Genomic DNA, 18,225 nt, shown 5'->3' with positions numbered 1-18,225 from the left:
TCCTCGGTCAGCGCGCTTCCGGCCTCCGCCGCGCCCGAGTCGCGCGCATGATCCTGCCAGGCCGGACGACCGTCGTCCGCGAACGAGACGTTCCGCGACACGGCTCACTCCCCCGAAGCGCGCTTGCGCGTGCTCTCTTGGCGGTCATCCGAGCCGTCGACGTTCTTCTTCTTTTTCTTCTTGTTCCTGTCCTTGTTCTTGTCCTTGTCGCTGTTCATGAACCGCAGCGCGGCGACCACGCTCCCCAGCGTCTTCCTCACGATGCTGCGCTTCGCTGCCTTTGTGTGATCCTTGAGCCCTTTCTTCGTCTCCGGCTTGGACGCCACGCCCGCTGGCGCATTGGCCAGGCCTTCCTTGTTGGCGGCCATCATCGCGCCGTGGGCGACCATCGACTTCTGGAGGCCTGCCTTCACTTCGTCGGAGTATCCGGCGACCGCGCGCTCGTAGCCCCGGTCGACCTCCTCCTTGCTCGCTGTCACGTTCCAATCACGGTCCCACGCGGCTATCCTGATCCTGTCCTGCCCCCACGGCAGCGTGGGATCGCGCGTGCCTGTGCTCGCCGGCTTCGGCACCAGCAGATCGATGTAGGTGCCTTTGCCGCCGACAGGCGTCTCCCCGTCGCTGGGCGCAGCCATCGTCTCCAGCCCCATTTCCGGGTGGAAGTCCTGGCCTTCGAGCGTCGCGCCGTGCTGCGAGCTGCCGAGGCCAGTGTAGGGTGGCTCCGCGCTCTTCTTCCTGACGGAGTATCCCCGATCCTTGTATTTCTGGGTCCTGGCCTTCATCTCGTCGTCGGACAAGGCGCCGCGTACCGCGATGGCGGCCACGTCCGGCCTGGTCATCAGGGAGCCCATCTCCCTCAGGATAGGGTCCTCCTCGGTATCGTTGGCGATCCCCTCCATGGCATCGAAAATGAGCGGGTCTAACGGAACCCGGAACTGTTTCTTCAACGCTTCGGTCATCGGCGTCACCATGATGAACAAGAAGGGCACCGGTCTGGAGATATCACCGTCCTTGATCACGTAGTCCGATCCCGTGTAATCGAGCCCGAACTGGGGCACGATCTGGACCGGCGAGAGGTTCTCCGAGCGCCCCCGAGACGCGCCGAACCCGAAGAACGCGGGCGGGTTGTTGTTCTTCAGGAGACCGATGACAGTCTCGCCGGGCACGACCTTGGCGTAGGGCTCGTCGCTGCGCTGAAAGTTCACGTAGTTCGTTGCGTCGATGGCGGTGACGATCTGCTTGTCGAGACGGCTGAGGTCCTTCAGCTCGGTGCGGCGCATGTCCGTCACGAAGTGATCGACGAGCCGGACCGCGTTCTCCTCGTAATTCTTGAGCTCTTCCGGCGTGGCCTTGTTCTCGAAGACGCGTTCCACGAGCTCCTTCGAGATGCCGTGAAGCGTGCCGTACTTTTCGAGGATCTTCGTCTGCGCGTAGGCGGCGTACAGGTGTTCGTACATGGTCTCCTCCGTGGTGACGCCGCCGCGGCCGGCCCGTGCCCCCCCGGCCGGCCGCGGCGGCGTCGATCGCGTCACGCGCCGAGCTTGGCGATGATCGCCGCGAGCCTGTCCTCGATGCCGCCGAGCCGGACGTCGATCACCTGGTGCTTGCGCTCCAGATCGGCGAAGTAGTCGGTCACCACCTCGTCCACATCGCCCATCGCCAGCGCGCGCATGTCGCGGCCGAAGCCCATGAGCACAGGCCGCTCCACGTACGTCACCCGGTGCAGCACTCGCCAGCACTTGTTCGGCTTGGCGGCGCGCGCCTGGCGCAGCGCGCGCGCCTCTTCGTCGTTGCTCATCAGCCACTCCGGATCCACCACGTAGCCGAAGAAGTCGCTGAAGTGGTCCGTGCTGCCCTCCAGGTAGAACGTCATGAACCGATAACGATCCACCTTCTCCCCGGGGACGAGCGGGTTGTCCCGCGGATCGGTCAGGCCTCTCTTCTCGACGCCCGAGAGGTCCACGCCGAGCTCGAGGCTCTTGCTCGTGCTGAGCCTCTTGCTGTTCGCGTCCACCTTGCCTCCCGAGCCCACCAGCGACAGCGAGAACTTGAACCCGCAGACCGCCGCGTCGGCATTGCCGCCGATGCCGCCGCTGTGGCTCATCTCCGTGCTGACCGAATGCTCGATCGTGCCGGCGAAGCTCTGCTCCTCCGCGCGGAGCCCGCCGTCGCCGTCCCACACGTAGGTGTTGACGATGTTGCGCTTGCCCGCCCTGGACTGGATGCCTTCCATGCGGATCTGCCAGTCGGCGAAGGCCGCGCCCGCGCGCACCCGTCCCTCGAGGCTCTTGTACTTGCCCTTGATCTCCGCCTGCCGCTTCTCGCCCTCGTTCTTGAGCTCCTTCTTCTTCTCCTCGTTTTGCTCGTTCATCGCGTCCAGCTCTTCCTGGGCGGACTTCTCGGACTTCGACGGCGCCTGCGCGCCCCCTTCGGGGACGCCCGGAGCGCTCGGCTCGCTGAACGCGTGGAGATGGTCGACCTGGTCCGCGCTGAAGTTGTAGAAGAAGCTCTCTCGGTCCTTGTCGTGCCGTTCGATCGCGTCCTTGAGCGCGTACGCCTCCTTGATCCGGAAGTAGCTCGCCGGGTAGAGCGAGCCATACTGCGCGCGCATGTCGGGCACGTGCGGATAGAACGTCGGATCCGCGGGCATCGAGCCGACCATGCCGTCCAGGCTCCCGTTGAGCGTGTAGGTCGGGTTGATCAGGAACGTGATCGTGTTGACGTCGAGCGGCACGCCCTCGACCGGCCGGATATCGTAGCTCACCATGCGGCCGCTCCTCTTGAGCTTGGTGACGAAGACGTCGGCCATGCCCGAGATCACCAGCGCATAGCCCACGTTCTTCGGCACCCAGCGCTTGCCCAGCAGAGGACAAGAGGCCTTGTCCTCGGCCATGCCCGAGAGCTCCAGGCTGTCGCTCATGGCGAGGGTGGACGCCGCGGTGATCGAGGTGTCCTTGTTGTCGGTCTTCTCGAAGGCATAGTTGAAGACCGCGCCTGCCTGGCCCTCCGAGACCTTGCTCGAGATGAACGCGGGGCCCGCCTCGACGCCCCACGCCGCCCCGAGGAAGCCATCCATGCTGATCCCCCCGTGGATCGTCTCGCTGCGCTGCCAGCTATAGCTCGTCTCGTCCGATTGCCTGAGGGTGACCGCCGTGGCCCCGTTGTAGTCCTCGTCGACCGTGAGGTTCTCCGAGGGGACCGGCGGCGCGCCCTCGATGTAGCCGAGCAGCGTCGGGTTGATCTGGGTGTTGCCGACCCACTGCAACGTCAGCTCTTCGACCCGCTGCTCGGGCAGGAGCTGCACCTGGCCTCCGGTGGTGAACCCGAAGAAGCGCCGCATCAAGGCCTGCTTCTGCCCCTCGGGGCCGACCTCGACCGAGCTGTACTCGGTGGTGATCAGGCCCTCCGCTCCCGCCGCAGGCAGCGAGGTGGTGAGGAGCACCGCGGCGCTCCCGCTGAGCTGGCCCTGGTACACGCCTGCCTTCTTGTCCTTGAGCTTCTTGTCTCCGTTCACCTCGTCGAGCGGGTAATAGGCGAGCAGGTTCGGCTCGGTGCCCGCGAGGCGGCGCCGCATGTTCGCGCGGATCTCGGCCTCCGTGCGCGCCCGGTCCCAGAGCCGCACCTCGGCCAGGTCGCCCCTGAAATAGTACTCTCCCGTGTGGGCCTTGCCGATCGAGAGCGCGCCGGACACGGTGATGTCGCCCGTCGCGGTCTGCTCCCCGACCTTCACGCCGTCGCAGTAGATTCGCAGCGTCTTCGTGAGCTGGTCGTACGTGGTGCAGACGTGGTGCCAGTCCGAATCATCCTTGTAGGCCGAAGCCGAAGTCACGCCAGTGCCATTGAACGACACCATGATCTTGCCGGCGTCGCTGAACCCGAAAAAGAAAGCCCCGGTGCCGCTCTGGCCGGGCGCGCCGGCGATGAACTGGATCTGGCCCGCGTCCGCGCCGCTGCGCCGCGCCCAGCACTCGAACGTGAAGCCGGTGGCGGCCGGCGTGACCGCCGGGCACTGCACGTACGTCTTGCCCCGATCGGGCAGGCTCAGCACCTTGCTGCCCGGGTTGCCGAGGTTCGCCGTGCGGCCCATCCACTCCACGCCGACCATCGAGCCGTGCGCCAGGCCGCCGGCCGAGCGGTCGAGCGCGGTCGCGCCCGTGCCTTCATCGAAGGGCCAGTAGCCGACGAGCCCGGGTTCGTTGCCCGAGATCGACGCCCGGGCGTGGGCCGCGACCTCGGCGTCGGTCAAGCCGAGGTCCCAGAGGCGCACCTCGGCGAGCCGGCCGACGGGGCTGCCTCCGGAGGGCGCGTTGCCGAGGACCTTGATATCCATGGCCCGCGCGGTCGTGATCGTCGCGTCCTCCGGCGCGCCCTTCAAGAGGCCATCGCGCTTGTTGGACGTGAGGTCCTTGACCTTGACCACACCTCCCTCCTCGACGTCGTCCATGCGCCAGTAGCCGACGAGATCCGCCTCGTCGCCGTTGAAGGACCGATACATGTCGTCTCGGACGTCGACCAGGGATCGGGCCGATCTCCAGATGGACACCTCCGCGATGTCGCCCTTGAAGTAGGCGCTATTGCCGTTGTCGTAGCCGATGTACATCGGGCCCGAAGCCGCCTGGATGGATCCGGATGCCTCGAGCCGGAGCTCCGCGGCGAGCTCCCCATCGACGTAAAGGCGAATGTAGGTGCCGTCGAACGTGCCAGTGTACAGGTGCCAGGCCTGGATGTCGGCCGGCGTGAAGCTGACAGCTTTCCAGCCCTGGCCGCCGACAAAGACGTAGAACTGGATCTGCCGGCTGCCGCCCACGGGGTGCATGACGAACGCGTCCCGCTTGCTCACCAGGAAGCCATGGCCGTTCCAGCTCGAGGTCGCGCTGCGTGCCCAGATCGACACCGTGATGGCCGTCGTGGGGTTCGCGTGCGCCGGCACCTCCACGTAGTCCGCCGCGCCCTTGAAGCGGATGGCCGGCTGCAAGGTCTTGCGGCTGCCGATCTTCTCGCCGTCCGCGTAAAAGGCGGTGGTGCCTTTGCTCGTCGCCACCGCGACGTGGTGCCAGCCCGCCGCGATCGTCCGCTTGAGGTCGACGCCGCTGTCGAAGAACCAGCCATCGACCATCAGCCCCAGCCGGCTGCCCTTTCGCACCATCAGCGGCACGTCGGGCGTGGTGCCCGCGCTGGCCACCACGTTCGCGTCGTACGCCGCCCCATCGCTCCTGGTGGCCAGGGGGTACTGTACCCACGCCTCGCACCCCCACCCGCTCGCAGGCAGGCTCACGGCCTTTTCCAGCGTGACTTTGTCGCCGCTGTCGCGAATGTCGGCCGAGGCGCGCGCGGCGTCGGGCAGCCACTGCTCGAACGTGGCGTTGCGGCTGTCCGCCGCCGCGTCGTAAGCGGTCGCGCGCATGCGGCCCTGCGGGTCGAAATAGGTGAGCAGCACGTTGCCTTCGCAGCTCTCGGCGAGCCGAACCCTGCCCAGGGGCTGGGCGAAATCGAGCACCGCGCCGGCCGTCACCAGGTCCCGATCGTCCGTCGCGATGGCCGGCATGATCGCCGGCGGGGCCTTGGCGAGCCCGCGCATGACCGCCGTGTTCCTGGTCGCGAGCTCCGTGCGGCTCTGGTTCAGGTCGGCCTGCGCGGCCGCGAGCTGGCTCTGCAGCGCCGCGAGGCTCTCATTGGCCGCGAGCACGTCGTTGAGCCAGTCGATGCGCGCCTGCTTCGCCTTGATGTCCGAATCCTTGTCCGCTATCGTATCGTCCTTGGACTTGAGGGCGCCCTTGGCCTCTCTGGTCATGTCGCTCGTCTTCAGAACATGCCATTTCTGGTTATTGCCGTCGTTCCAGTCCCAGAGCTGAAGCGCCGCTGAGTCTTGCGCCGCCCCCCAGGCGACCTCGACGCAGAGGTTTTCAGCGTGCCTCGGCTTGAGGACATAGTAACTCGCGCTGGAATTCAGGCAGTGGAGCTTCCACTGCATGTTCCACACGCCGGCCAGCGGTGCGACCCAGAGGTCCGCGTCCTTTCCACCGTGGCCCGGCACGCACAGGGAAAGCCCGCTGCGCTGCTGCAGGATATGGAAGTATCCGTCTCCGCGGTCCTCGAACCGCCAGCGCTGATAGTCCAGCTCGTCCTTGCCCCAGGGGCCGTACTGAAGCACGATCTTGTCAGCACCAGCGGTCATGTCCTTGCCGCTGTTCAGGTTGAGCACCCGGTGATAGTAGCTCCACCGGTTGTCGACGATCGCTCTGCGCTCATTCTGCGCCGCGGTCTTCTGCGACTGCAGGGTCGAGACCTTGCTCGTGAGCTCATTCCTCTCGTCGACGTAGCGCTGGTTGTTCTTCGCCACGTCGATCCGCTCCAGGAGATCGCGGATCTGCCCCTCGATGCGGCCCACCTTGGCCTCCGCCCGGCCCATCGTGGTCAGGTCGTCCAGCACCGCCTGCGCCTGCGCGGGCAAGGACGAGAGCACCGTCGCGTCCGTGTATCTGTCGCGCGTCACCGAGTCCGCGATCAGGCGGATGCGGTGCTTGCGGACGTCGATCGACGTCCACTCCGCGGCCGGCGCCGAGCTCTCGGCTCCCCACTTGCCGCGCACGTCCGAGATCTCGAAGGCTCGCATGAGGCTGACCCCATCGGGCACCACCACCCGGCAGGTGGCCTTGTACCAGCCGCCGCCCAGGCTCGCGAAATCGCTCTGCTGCACGCTCCCGGCCGGGAACTCTCTCCTCTCCTTGCTACCGCGGCTGCTCTTGCCCCAGTACGAGAAGGCGAAGAGCTTGAGCCCGGTGCCGCTGGCGTTGCTCGGATCGAACGCTGCGTCGGGCGAGGTCACCCGGAACTCGAAGCTCTCCTCGTAAACGCCGCGCTGGCTGACCGCCAGGAGCTCTTCGCTGCCGTACCTGACCACCTTCTTGCCCGAGCCCGTCGCGCGGTTGAGGCGCCGCGCGCCGGCGTAGGGATCGCCGTACACCACGGCGTTCCTGCCGTGGTGCGAGAAGTCCGGCACGATCGGCGGCTGCTCTTCGTAGACGACCGCGCCCATGCGGTAATAGGCGGCGAGCCCGCTTTCCTTGCCGCTCAGGTTCACGTGCATCGTGGCCTTGACGTCGGCCGCGGACCGCGCCTCGTCCCAGATCTGCACGCCGGAGATCTCGCCGCGGAAGGCCTGGCCGATGGTGTGCGTCGAGCCCGCGCTCACCAGCGCCGGGTTGCCCTTGATCGAACCGTTCCGCTGGTTCGGCGAGAGATCGCCGGCGCCGGCGTCGAGCGGCCAGTAGCCCACGAGGCCGCTCTCCGTGCCGGTGAGCTTGAGCTTGCGGTGCATGTCCGCTTGAATGTCGGCCGGCGAACGCGCGGAGCTCCACACCTGCACGTCGGCGAGCTGCCCGTTGAAATTGCGCTGCTCCGCGCCGAAGTCATCGTGACCGATGCACATCACCCCGGACGCGTCCGCCGCGATGGCTCCGGACGCCGCCGCGTGCGCTACCAGGGCGCCATCGATGTAGAAGCGGACCTCGCTGCCGTCGTAGGTGCCCGTGTACAGGTGCCATCCCTCGATATCCGCCGGCGTGAACGAGGCATCGACCTGTGCTCCATTGATCCAGAGGCTGAAGTCGATCTTTCGGGAGCCCTGCCACGGGTGGAACATGAAGGAGCTCCGCTTGCTCACGAGGCATCCAAAGCTGTTCCACGTCGGCGTCGCGCTGCGCGCCCACACCGACACGGTGATGGCGCCCGTGGGCGTCGCGTAGGCCGGCACCTCGATGAAGTCGTCCACCCCGTCGAGCTTCATGGTCCTGGCGAGCTTCACGCCGGGCGCTGCCGGAAGCGCGATCTGGGGGTGCAAGAAGGTTGAGCGCTGCCAGGTCGCGCCCGTCAAGCTACCGTGCCGCTTGGCGGGCGACATGTCCCTGACCGTGCCATCGTCGAGCGGCCAGTACCCGAGGAGCCCCGCTTCGCGACCGGTGAGCCGCCGGGCCATGTCCTCGGCGATCTCGACCTTCGTGCGCGCACGATTCCATATCCGCACGTCGGCGATGCTGCCCTTGAAGGGGAGGGTACCATCGCTCAGCCGGCCGATGGTCCAGGTGCCGCTGCCCTGAAAGTGGGCGGTGGTCACGTTCTCGATGACGAGCGCGCCGTCGCGGTAGACGCGCTGGGTGCGCGTCGTCGCGTCGTAGGTGCACGCCCAGTGGTGCCATTCCAGATCCGTATACGCCAGCGGTGTATTTGCGTCATTTCCCCAGAAGGCGAACGTGAACGCATTGTTCGCGCGAAAGCCTACGTGCAGGCACAGATTCGTGGTAGGCGTGCCCTGGGCGATCGCGAACTCCAGGATATTGGTACGGTCGCGTTTGATCCAGAGCTCCACGGAGAAGCTTTTGTTCGCGACGTCCGGGGGAGAGCTCGTGATCGCGACCTGATCGTCCACGCCGTCGAACTGCAGCGCCTTGTCGTTCAGGTGGCATGGCACCCCATGGGCGATGACCTGCTGCGCGACCTCGACGCCGTCCCGGCAGAGGGCGATCCGCGTCTCGCCTCCAGTCTCTGTGACGTAATCGACCGTGCCCGCATAGTGCACCCACGCATTGACGGGCACCGCGCTCGGGTCGGTCACGGTCCGCGCCCCGCCGTCGCTCATCCGCACCACGAGCTTCGCCTTGTTGTCGGCGCCGACGGCGAGGTTCATCATCCCGCCGCTGTCCTTCACCAGGCTCTGCTCCAGGTTGCCGGCCGCGTCCACCCGCACCCAGGCCGAGAACGTGCGGCCCAGGTGCCGCTCCGGGCTCGGCGGCGCGAGCTCCAGGTCCGGAGTCTCCACGCAATCATTGCCGTCCATCCGCAGCCCCCGGCGGACGACCTTGCTCAGGTTCGCCGCTTCGCCGGTGAAGTACGGCGCGTTCAGCACGAAGGCCCTCTTGCTCCCTACGAGCGACGTGATCGGGAAGATCCCGTCGTACGTCTGGGTGCCGGAGATCTGCACCTCGTCGCCGACCTTCAGATCGTGCGCCGGGCACACGATCATGAGCTTGTCGTCCGCGGTCTTCTCCGCGCCGACGACCATGTTGTCGAACACGAGCCCGGTCTGCTTGTCCGGCGCGACCTCCCAGAACCCCGCCTCGTTGTTCTCGAACCTGGCCGCGACCTGGAACGTCGCGCCGTTGACGCTGAGCACCTTGTAGTGTCCGTCGTAGCTCTGGGTGCCCCGGATCTTCACCTTGGCTCCGGTCTTGAGATCCGCCGGGAGCGAGTCCTTGGACCGGATCTGGAGCATGTCGTCGCCGCCCCGCTCGGTGGCGACGATGGTCCCGAAGGGCGGCGGCGACTGGTCCGCGATCTCCTTGATCCCGTCGAACAGCGAGATCGGCGTGACGACCTCGCGCTGATCGCTGCGCAGGATCTCGCTCTGGTCCGGCGTGGGGTCGATCTGCGACAGCGTGCCGTCCGCGGCGAGCGCGAAATCGAGCACCGCGGTCTTCACCACCTCGCTGCCGGTCGCCTTCACCGGCACCGCGAGCATCACCCGCATGGTGTCGCGCATGAGCTGCGGGCCCGCGTCGGTGATCACCTCTTTTTGCAGATCGTACGTCGTCGCCGACGGGCCGCCGGCGACGGTCAGCCCCTGCAGATCGATCGTCCGGCGGACGATGCCCGGGACCGACTGGTAGATGGTGTTCTTCGGGTTCGAGGGGTCCTGCCGCGCATAGAGGTAGTCCTTCACGTCGAAGAGGCCGTTGTCGCCGGAGCCCACCGTGTAGAGGACCAGCTTACTCTCCGTCGCGTCGTGGACGAACAGGTGCCAGCGGTTCCGATCGCTCTCGGCGGTCGGCACGAAGACGGGCGAGAACCACCCGCTCGCCACCTTGCCGGCGAAGCCGAGCTCCAGGGCGCCTTCATAGAAGTAATTCCCGTCGATGTCGCGGTAGTCGAGGTTGTCGAAGCTCCCGCCGTCCTTCGAGGTGGCGGACTTCTGTGGCTTGAGCCGCTGCTTGCTGCGCCGGAACCGCACCTCGAGCCTGGGCACGAGCTCGTTGGTCATGCCGTCGAGCACGAAGCGGTTCACGAGGATCTTGCCGCCCGGCGATTGCCGGAACACGAACAGCTGATTCAAGGCCGACACGACCTGTACGGGCGCGTCGACGCTCTTCACGACCTCGTCCGAGCCACCGTACACGCTCTTCACGAGGACGTTGCCGCCGGCGTCCGAGAGGGTGTTCTTTTCGCTCTCGATCACCGACGGGTCGGGGATCGACTCGCCGAGCCGGAGCTTCTTGAAGGCCTCGAAGCCGAACGGGTCGGTTTCGTCGTTCAGGGCCGTGTCCTCGAAGCCGCTGCGCTTGACGGTGTACCAGAGGGTGCCGTCGGGACCGGTGCCGAAGCACACGACCTTGCCATCGTGGGTGATCGTGCTCACGTGCTGGATCTTCTGATCGCTGAGAATCATGCGCGCCTCGCCAGAAGGGTTGCTCGGTACAGACCTCCACCCTCCGGCCGACAGATGAGAGGCGGCCGTCGCGACAGGTGCAGGCTCGACGCAGCGGCCCATCGCCCATCGACGGACAGGGAGGGCGCTGCTTCACCCCTCACGACGTCCGCCGCAGGCGCTCGTGACGGTTGTTTGATCTTAAACGTATTCAAGGTGAGCGACGCGGGGGACGCTCGCCTCGGCACGCGCAGCGCTCACCTTGATTTCTCTTAAGATGACAGGGCTCGGCGTCGTGCGTTTCATGGGGGCATCTCCGTGCGAGAGAGGGGTTCGCCCCGAGGACCGCGACCATGACCATGCAAGAACAAACGAACCAGAACGAGCCTCTCGACTTCGGCGGCTCGTCGTCCGTGACGGTCGGCGTCTCGTTCCGCGCGCGCCTCGAAGGCGACACGCCGAGGGGCGCGATCCAGGCCTTATTGCGGTCCGTGGCCAAGGCCCTGTCAGCCCACTTCGAGGGCCGCGCGACAGCGCGCCTCGACGCCGAGAGCGCAACCGCCACGGTGACCCTGCGGATCCCCGAGCCGGAGGGCAGCACCAAGGTGTGCGATGTCTCGGTGACCTTGCTCGCCGACGAGCTCACCGAGGACGAAGAGCTCGTTGTCGTCCCGCGGATCCGCGCCGAGATCTACCGCCGGAAGGACGATGTCGACTGGCTCGCCCGGGACGCGTCCGCGGACGTCGAGAGGCTCGCCGGGGAGATCGAGGACGTGCTCCTGGCCATCTCGCCGTAGCCGCGCGGCGCACGTTCATCGCGAGCGCGCCATGCACCGCCCGAAGGAGGATCCACCGTGAAAATCGATGATGACAGGAAGCCCTCGCCGGCCCGCCTCGTGATGGCGACGCTTGCCGCGCTCCAGCTCACGGCGTGCGCGAGCGCCGCGACGGTCACGCTCGACCAGGCGATCAAGGAGCTCGCGCCGGACTACCGCGCGCGCACGCCGGCGAGCGGCGCCGCGAGCCTTGGACGCCGTCTGCTCGGGGATCAGCCCGAGACCAACGCCTGCTTCGACGGGGATCAGGGCGCCGCGGCGCCGAGCTGGTCCATGGTGGCGCTGCGCTACGGGGACGTGCTCGACGGCAGGCTCTCCGCCGACTTCGGCGACGCCCTCGCGGTCGCCCCCGCGGCCCGCGCGTCCTCGGAGCGGAGCGCCAGCGTCACGCTGACGGACCTCGTGGAGAGCAGGCTCTCGGCGGTCTACCTGGACGCGAGCGGCGCGTGCGCCGGCCTCTTCGCCGAGGCGGGGACGAGCTACGTGAAGGTGCTGACGCGCGCGATCAGGGCGGGGACGATCGAGGTGGCGGCCGAGCAGTCGACCACCGCGGCCCTCTCGATCGACGCCGCCGCGCTCGGAGGGGCGTCCGTGAGCGCGTCGAGCTCGTCGGGCCGGAAGCTCCAGGGGGCCTCTCTCTTCTTCGCGGACTATCCCGAGTGCTTCAGCGTGGTCTACGACAGGAAAGACTGCGCCGGCTCGGCCGTCGGTCGGGGCAACGCCTGCGACCTCGACGCGTGCTCGTTCGGCGTCGCGGCGCTCGACACCCGCGGCGCGTCCTGGACGGGGAAGCTCTCGTGCGAGGGCGGCGCGGCGGTCGATCTCGGCGGCGCCCTCGGCGCGTGGGGAGAGGCTCAGAAGACGGCGCCTGGCGTGGCCTACAACGTCCGCGTGCTCCCGGGCGCCTGGCTGGGGACGGTGAACATCGACCTCCGGCGCTGGGTGACCCGCTCGGAATCACCCGACAGGTGCGCGGCCCCCGGGAGCGCGCCCCACCCGGGTTGATCGCGACATGGCCCGGAGCCTCACGATGAAGAACCCCTTCCCAGGCCCGCAACCTTACCGCGCCTCCGACCGAGATCGCTTCTATGGGCGCGGCGACCTGGCCCACCAGCTCGAGGGATCCATCCTCGCGAGCCGCTGCGTCACCGTCTTCGGGCCGTCCGGCGCCGGCAAGTCGTCCCTGGTGCAGGCGGCGGTCCTCCCGTCGCTCATCGAGAAGCAGGAGATCCGCGTGGCGCGGGTCGACGGCTGGCCCGAGGATCAAGACCCGACGCGCTGGCTCGCGGACGCGGTGTACAGCGCCCTCGGCCTCGGCGATCGGCCGGCCGGCGCCTCGCCCGCGGACGCGCTGATCGCGGCGGCGCAGCGCGTGGCGCGCGGGTCGCCGCGGCTCGTGGTCGTCTACCTCGATCAGATCGAGCAGCTGCTCTACGCGGCGCGCGCGGCGACCGAGGCCGAGGCGTTCTTCGCCTGCGTGAGCCGCCTCGCCGCGCTGCCCACCCGCAACCTGCGCCTCGTGCTGTCGCTCCGCGAGGACTACCTCGGCCGCTTCCGCGATCGGCTGCGCGAGCACCACCGGCTCCTCGATCACGGCTTCCGCGTCGGTCCTCTGACGGTCGCCGAGCTCTGCGAGGCCGTCTGCCAGGCGGCCGCCGCGGGCGAGCCGCCGCAGGCGTGGACGCCGGCGGAGGTGCGCCCGCTCATGCTCCAGGTGCGCGTGCCCGGCCAGGCCGCGGTCGACGAGGCCGAGGCGCAGGCGGCGTACGCGCAGATCGTGTGCCGCGCGCTCTTCGAGCAGCGCGAGGAGGGCGGCGCGGCGGCCAGCGAGGCCGAGGCCGAGCCGATCCTGCAGCGCTACCTCGATGCGACGCTCGCCGGCCTCGGCGCGCTGCGCGACGGGGCGCGGCGGCTGCTCGAGGACCACCTGGTGACCGCGGACGGCAGCCGCACGCTGCGCACCGAGAAGGAGCTGCTCCGGATCTTCCCCGCGGGCGAGCTCGGGCCGGCGCTGAGGGCGCTCGAGGGCGCGGCCATCCTCCACGCCGCGGAGCACCAGGGGAGCCGGTACTTCGAGATCGGCCACGACTGGCTGGCGCGCAAGGTCTTCGAGCAGCGGCAGCAGCGCCGGCAGCAGGAGGCGCAGCTCCGCGAGCGCGCCGAGGCGGAGGCCAGGCTCGCCGGGGAGCGCGCGCGGCGGCGCCGCTTCGCCGCCGCGGCCGCGGCGTCGCTCCTTGTCGCGGCCGGCGCGGCGTCGCTCGGCGCCGTGGCGTACCACCAGAAGCTCCGCGCGGACCGCCTGCGCGACGAGGAGGCCGAGGCCCGGCGCGAGGCCGACCGGCTGCGGTGGTTCGCCGAGAAGAAGCGCTCCGAGGCGCATGACGCCAGCCTCCTCGCGGGCTTCCGCGAGCTCGCGGTGCGCGCCCGGCTCCCGCTGGCGATGAAGCTCCTGCCCGAGGTGGAGCTGCCCGCGATGCGGCGCGGCTGGGTCGAGCTGGCGAGCGACGCCCTCGCCACGAACGCGCTCCGCGCGACCCTCCACGGGCACGCGGGCCCCCTCGCCGCGGCCGTGTGGAGCCCCGACGGTGAGCGCGTGCTCACGGCCTCCGCCGACGGCGCGGCGCGCGTGTGGCGCGCCGACGGCACCGGCCGGCCGGTGGAGCTGAAGGGCCACGGCGGGGCCATCCTCGCGGCCGCGTGGAGCCCCGACGGCGCGCGCGTGCTCACGGGCTCGGAGGACGGCGCCGCGCGCGTGTGGCGCGCCGACGGCGAGGGCCCGCCGGTGGAGCTGACGGGCCATCGCGGCGGCGTGACGGCGGTTGCCGCGAGCCCCGACGGCGCGCGCGTCGCGACGGCATCGGACGACGGGACCGCGCGCGTGTGGGGCGCCGACGGCAAGGGCGAGCCGATCGTCCTCACCGGCCACCGCGGCCCGATCAACGCGGTCGTGTGGAGCCCCGACGGCGCGCGCGTCGTCACCGCCGGGAGCGACAGGACGGCGCGCGTCTGGACGCCGGACGCGACGGGCAGGAGCCTCGTCCTGCGCGGGCACACAGGCGAGGTGGTCGCCGTGGCGGTGACCCCCGACGGCGCGCGCGTCGTCACCGGCTCACGCGACCGGACGGCGCGCGTCTTCAGGCTCACCGGCGCGGGCGCGCCCGTCGTGCTCGCCGGGCACGAGGACGGCATCACCCACCTGGCCCTGAGCCCCGACGGCCTGCGCGTGGCCACGGCGTCGGCCGATCGGAGCGTGCGCGTCTTCCGCGTCGACGGCGAGGGCGAGCCGGTCGTCCTGACCGGCCACACGCTCGCGGTGAGCTTCGTCTCGTGGAGCCCCGACGGCGAGCACGTCGCCAGCGCCTCCGCGGACAGGACGGCGCGCCTCTGGCCGGCGGACGGGAGCGGCCCGCCGCTCGTCCTGGCCGGGCACCGCGCGCCCCTCCGCTCCGCGGCGTGGAGCCCCGACGGCGCGCGCGTCGTCACCGCCGCGTCCGATCCGAGGGGGCGCTCGTTCGACCGCACGGCGAAGGTGTGGAGCGCCGAGCCGCTCCGATCGATGCCGCACCGGCGCCCTCACCTCGGCTTCTTCCATGCGGCGTCCATCGCCACGGGGGGCGCGCGCGTCGTCGCGGCCTACGAGGACCGGACGGCGCGCGTCTTCCGGGTCGACGGCGAGGGCGAGCCCGTCGTGCTCAGGGGCCACGAGGGGTGGGTGGCGAGCGCGTCGCCGAGCCCCGACGGCGCGCGCGTCGTCACGGCCTCGTTCGACCGGACGGCGCGCGTCTTCCGGGTCGACGGCGAGGGCGAGCCCGTCGTGCTCAGGGGCCACGAGGCCGAGGTGCGCGCCGCCGTCATGAGCCCCGACGGCGCGCGCGTCGTCACGGCGTCGGACGACGGCACGGCGCGCGTGTGGAGCGCCGACGGCAAGGGCGAGCCCGTCGTGCTGCGCGGGCACGAGGACTGGCTCACCGCCGCGGCGTGGAGCCCCGACGGCGCGCGCGTCCTGACCACGTCCCTCGACCACACGGCCCGCGTGTGGAGCGCCGGCGGCGAGGGCGCTCCCGTCGTGCTCGAGGGCCACGGCGGCGACGTCTACGCCGGCGCGTGGAGCCCCGACGGCGCGCGCGTCGTCACCGCCTCGGACGACGGCACCGCGCGGGTGTGGAGCGCCGACGGCAGGGGCGATCCCATCGTGCTGCGCGGGCACGAGGGCGCGGTCCTCTGCGCTCTCTTCAGCCCTGGCGGCGAGCGCGTGGTCACCTCGTCGACCGACGGCACCGTCCGCCTGTGGAGCGCCGACGGCGAGGGCGCGCCCATCGTGCTCGGGGCGCCGGCGCCGGTCATCGCCCTGGCCTTCCTCGACGGAGGGCAACGGCTCATGACCGTCGCCACGGACAACAGCGTCCACACCTGGATGATCGACGTGGACGCGCTGAAGCAGCGCCTGCTCGCCGCGCACACCGACTGCCTGCCGCCGGACGTGCGCGTCACCTACCTGGGCGAGGCCGCGTCCGCCGCCCGGGATCAGTACACCGCGTGCGAGCGCTCGTACGAGCGCGCGCCGCTCCCCCTGGAGGGCTTCCGACAATGACGGCTCGCGACATGGCCGCGACAGCGGCGCTCGTGTTCCTGTCGACCCTGGGCGCGTGCGAGCGGCCCGGCGTCGAGGACGACAGACCCGAGCCGGCGACGGTGGCCGGCGACGCCGCCGAGGTCCCCTCCCCCGCCCTGGCGCGGCCCGGCGTGCATCGGCTCGGCGCCGGCGAGCGCCGGGTGAAGCTGCTCGTCCTGCCCGCCGACGCCGCGGTCGAGGTCGACGGCGTCCCGGCGCGGCGGCGGGACGGCGTCATCGAGCTCTCGGGGAGGGTCGGGCAGACGCGTCGGGTGCGCCTCTCCAGGGACAGGCAGCACGCCGAGACGATCGTGACCGTCATGGACGCCGGCGTCTCGCCGCCCTCGCTGGACCTCGCCGCGCTGGCGCGGGCCGCGCGTCCCTTCGGGCGCGGCCGCCTCCCGACCGCGGCGACCACCGAGCCTGCGGCCGACGAAGCCGACGCCTCCGCCGCGCTGGAGCTCGCCGAGACGCCGGAGCTGGCGCCCGAGCCCATGTTGCCCGGTGTCGCCGCCGGGTACGACGCGCCGGCGGAACGCGCGGCGATGGAGTCGGCGCCCGGATCCGCGCCAGGCGCGGTGCGAGGCGCCGCGCGGGCGAACGAGGGCCCGGCGTGTGTTTGTCCGCCGCCGACGCAGGTCATCTCCAGGTGCCCGCCCGGCGCAGCCGCGGCGGAGCACGGGAAGCAGCGCAGCGGCGTGCTGGCCGGAGACTCCTTCGAATGAGGGCGCGCGCAATGCCGGGCACGAAGCGCCGACGTTCCGCGGTTCTTGGCCTCCTCCTTGCCGCGGTGCTCCTGGCACCGCTGTCCTTCGACTCGCTGGTCGCCGCGCAGCCCGGCGGGCCCGGTGCCGTCCTGCGCCGCGAGGACGCGCGCGCGCACTTCGAGCGCGGGATCGTGCTGCGCGATCAGGAGCGCTGGGCCGAGGCGCTCGCCGAGTTCCAGACGTCGCGCTCGCTGTTCATGACGCTGAACGGGACGACCAATGCCGCCGCGTGCCTCATACGGCTCGAGCGCTACCTGGACGCCCTCGAGCTGTACGAGAGCGCGCTGCACGACTTCTCCGAGCGGCTCAAGGACGAGGAGAAACGCGACATCCTGCTGGTCGTCAGGCTCCTTCACAACGCCGTCGGGACCCTCGGGATCGTGGGCGGCGAGCCGGGCGCGACGGTCCAGCTCGATGGCGTATCGCGCGGCGAGCTCCCGCTCAAAGCGCCCCTTCGCGTGCCTCGCGGCCCCCACGCCCTCCGCGTGGTCAAGGCGGGGTACCAGCCGTTCGAGCAGCGCCTCGACGTGGCCGGCGGGACGGCGGTCCAGGTGACGGCGCGGCTGATCCCGCTTCAGGAGACGGCCGCGCTCGAGATCGCCGGGGCGACGAGGGAGGAGCCGAGCGCACGCGGGATCCGGCCGGAGCGCGACGCCGAGTCCATCGATGGCCGCGGGGGACGCGGGCCGCGCCGCCCGCCCCGCCTGCTCGCCGAGGTGAGCGCCGCGGCGCCGCTCGTGGTGTCGATGGGAGGCGACGGGTCGACGGGGTGCGTGGCGCCTTGCAGCAAGCCCCTCGGGGTTGGCTCCAGCTTGATCGTCCGCGGAGGGTACGGCATCGACGATCTATCGTTTGGCGTCTCGGCGGGCTACCTGAGCGTGCAGCAAGCTGTCCGCGGGCGCAGCGCGAAGGTCGAGGCCGTCGGCGGGGCTTCCTACTCGGTGAGCGTCGACGACGCGATGGCCCTCCGCGGCATGCTCCTCGGCGCCTGGGTTGGATACTCGTCGGGCGAGGGCTTCCTGCTCGACGTGCGGCTGGGCGCCGGCGGCCTGTTTGGCGCGGTGGCGGACGCGCGCACGAGCGCGCAGGTGTCGGCGAGCCGCGTGCTGTCGTTCAGCCCGTCCGAGCAGAGCGCGACGGCGCGCTTCGTTTACGTCGCGCCCGAGGTGCGCGCCGGCGTCAGGCTGGCCGGACGGGTCGATCTCACGCTGGGGATCGAGGTGCCCATGCTCATCGCCGTGCCGAGGCCGGCGTCGAGCCAGCAGGTGTTCGTCGACACCACGACTGGGCTCGATGAAGCCGCCTCCGCCTGGTTTCCGGGCGGGCCCCTCACGGCCCCCCTCTTCCCGCTGTTCATGCCTGTCCTCGGCGCCAGGTACGATTTCTACTGAGGCCGACCTGCCTCCGGCTCACTGCTGCGCGCGCGGGTGGAGATCCCACAATGACGATTGAGTCTTGCGGGTCCTGGTCCTCCTGAGCCTCCTCGCGCCGGCCTCGGCCTCTCACACGGGGGGTCCGCCGATCCGAGGCGCGGACGAGCAGCGCGGAGGCATCGTTCGGCCCGAGCTGTTTGAGACCACGCAGTCGAGGCTG

At 70.2% G+C, this 18,225-nt stretch carries 7 protein-coding genes; 5 read left to right on the top strand and 2 right to left on the bottom strand.

Annotation, left to right across the window (positions count from 1 at the left end; all coding sequences use genetic code 11):
- Positions 1-104 precede the first annotated feature (104 nt).
- Both WMF39_RS11465 and WMF39_RS11460 read right to left on the bottom strand, forming a co-directional pair.
- Entirely contained in the window at positions 105-1,532 is a 1,428-nt protein-coding gene (locus tag WMF39_RS11465) for a hypothetical protein (RefSeq protein WP_437745568.1), read from the bottom strand.
- Positions 1,529-10,438 carry a LamG-like jellyroll fold domain-containing protein gene (locus WMF39_RS11460; protein WP_437745567.1) on the bottom strand — a complete coding sequence of 2,970 codons (8,910 nt, stop codon included), beginning with the start codon at positions 10,436-10,438 and terminating at the stop codon, positions 1,529-1,531. Before WMF39_RS11460 ends, WMF39_RS11465 begins: the two co-directional genes overlap by 4 nt.
- A gap of 332 nt (positions 10,439-10,770) precedes the next feature.
- On the opposite strand from WMF39_RS11460, the gene WMF39_RS11455 reads away from it, so the two are divergent.
- The 5 genes from WMF39_RS11455 (at position 10,771) to WMF39_RS11435 (ending at position 18,023) form a co-directional block, all read left to right on the top strand.
- Positions 10,771-11,214, top strand: a complete 444-nt coding sequence (locus tag WMF39_RS11455; protein ID WP_437745566.1) for a hypothetical protein — start codon at positions 10,771-10,773, stop codon at positions 11,212-11,214.
- A 57-nt stretch (positions 11,215-11,271) separates the two neighbouring features.
- The gene (locus WMF39_RS11450; RefSeq protein ID WP_437745565.1) at positions 11,272-12,258 is read left to right on the top strand and encodes a hypothetical protein; all 987 of its coding nucleotides are present in this window, start codon (positions 11,272-11,274) and stop codon (positions 12,256-12,258) included.
- A 25-nt stretch (positions 12,259-12,283) separates the two neighbouring features.
- On the top strand, positions 12,284-15,844 hold the full coding sequence (locus WMF39_RS11445; RefSeq protein ID WP_437745564.1) for an nSTAND1 domain-containing NTPase: 3,561 nt from the start codon (positions 12,284-12,286) through the stop codon (positions 15,842-15,844).
- The gene (locus WMF39_RS11440) at positions 15,841-16,590 is read left to right on the top strand and encodes a hypothetical protein (RefSeq protein ID WP_437745563.1); all 750 of its coding nucleotides are present in this window, start codon (positions 15,841-15,843) and stop codon (positions 16,588-16,590) included. Before WMF39_RS11445 ends, WMF39_RS11440 begins: the two co-directional genes overlap by 4 nt.
- A 65-nt stretch (positions 16,591-16,655) precedes the next feature.
- Positions 16,656-18,023, top strand: a complete 1,368-nt coding sequence (locus tag WMF39_RS11435) for a PEGA domain-containing protein (RefSeq protein WP_437745562.1) — start codon at positions 16,656-16,658, stop codon at positions 18,021-18,023.
- Positions 18,024-18,225: the final 202 nt, after the last annotated feature.

It is taken from the genome of Sorangium sp. So ce1504 (genome assembly GCF_051521635.1).
GTDB lineage: Bacteria > Myxococcota_A > Polyangia > Polyangiales > Polyangiaceae > Sorangium > Sorangium cellulosum_B.
The sequence above is the reverse complement of the archived record's forward strand: the minus strand, read 5'-3'. Positions and strand labels throughout refer to the sequence as shown.

What these genes read in the sequence shown, in the direction of transcription:
- WMF39_RS11460 (WP_437745567.1), bottom strand. Translation starts at nt 10,438, where the DNA reads ATGATTCTCAGCGATCAGAAGATCCAGCACGTGAGCACGATCACCCAC.
- WMF39_RS11455 (WP_437745566.1), top strand. Translation starts at nt 10,771, where the DNA reads ATGACCATGCAAGAACAAACGAACCAGAACGAGCCTCTCGACTTCGGC.
- WMF39_RS11445 (WP_437745564.1), top strand. Translation starts at nt 12,284, where the DNA reads ATGAAGAACCCCTTCCCAGGCCCGCAACCTTACCGCGCCTCCGACCGA.
- WMF39_RS11440 (WP_437745563.1), top strand. Translation starts at nt 15,841, where the DNA reads ATGACGGCTCGCGACATGGCCGCGACAGCGGCGCTCGTGTTCCTGTCG.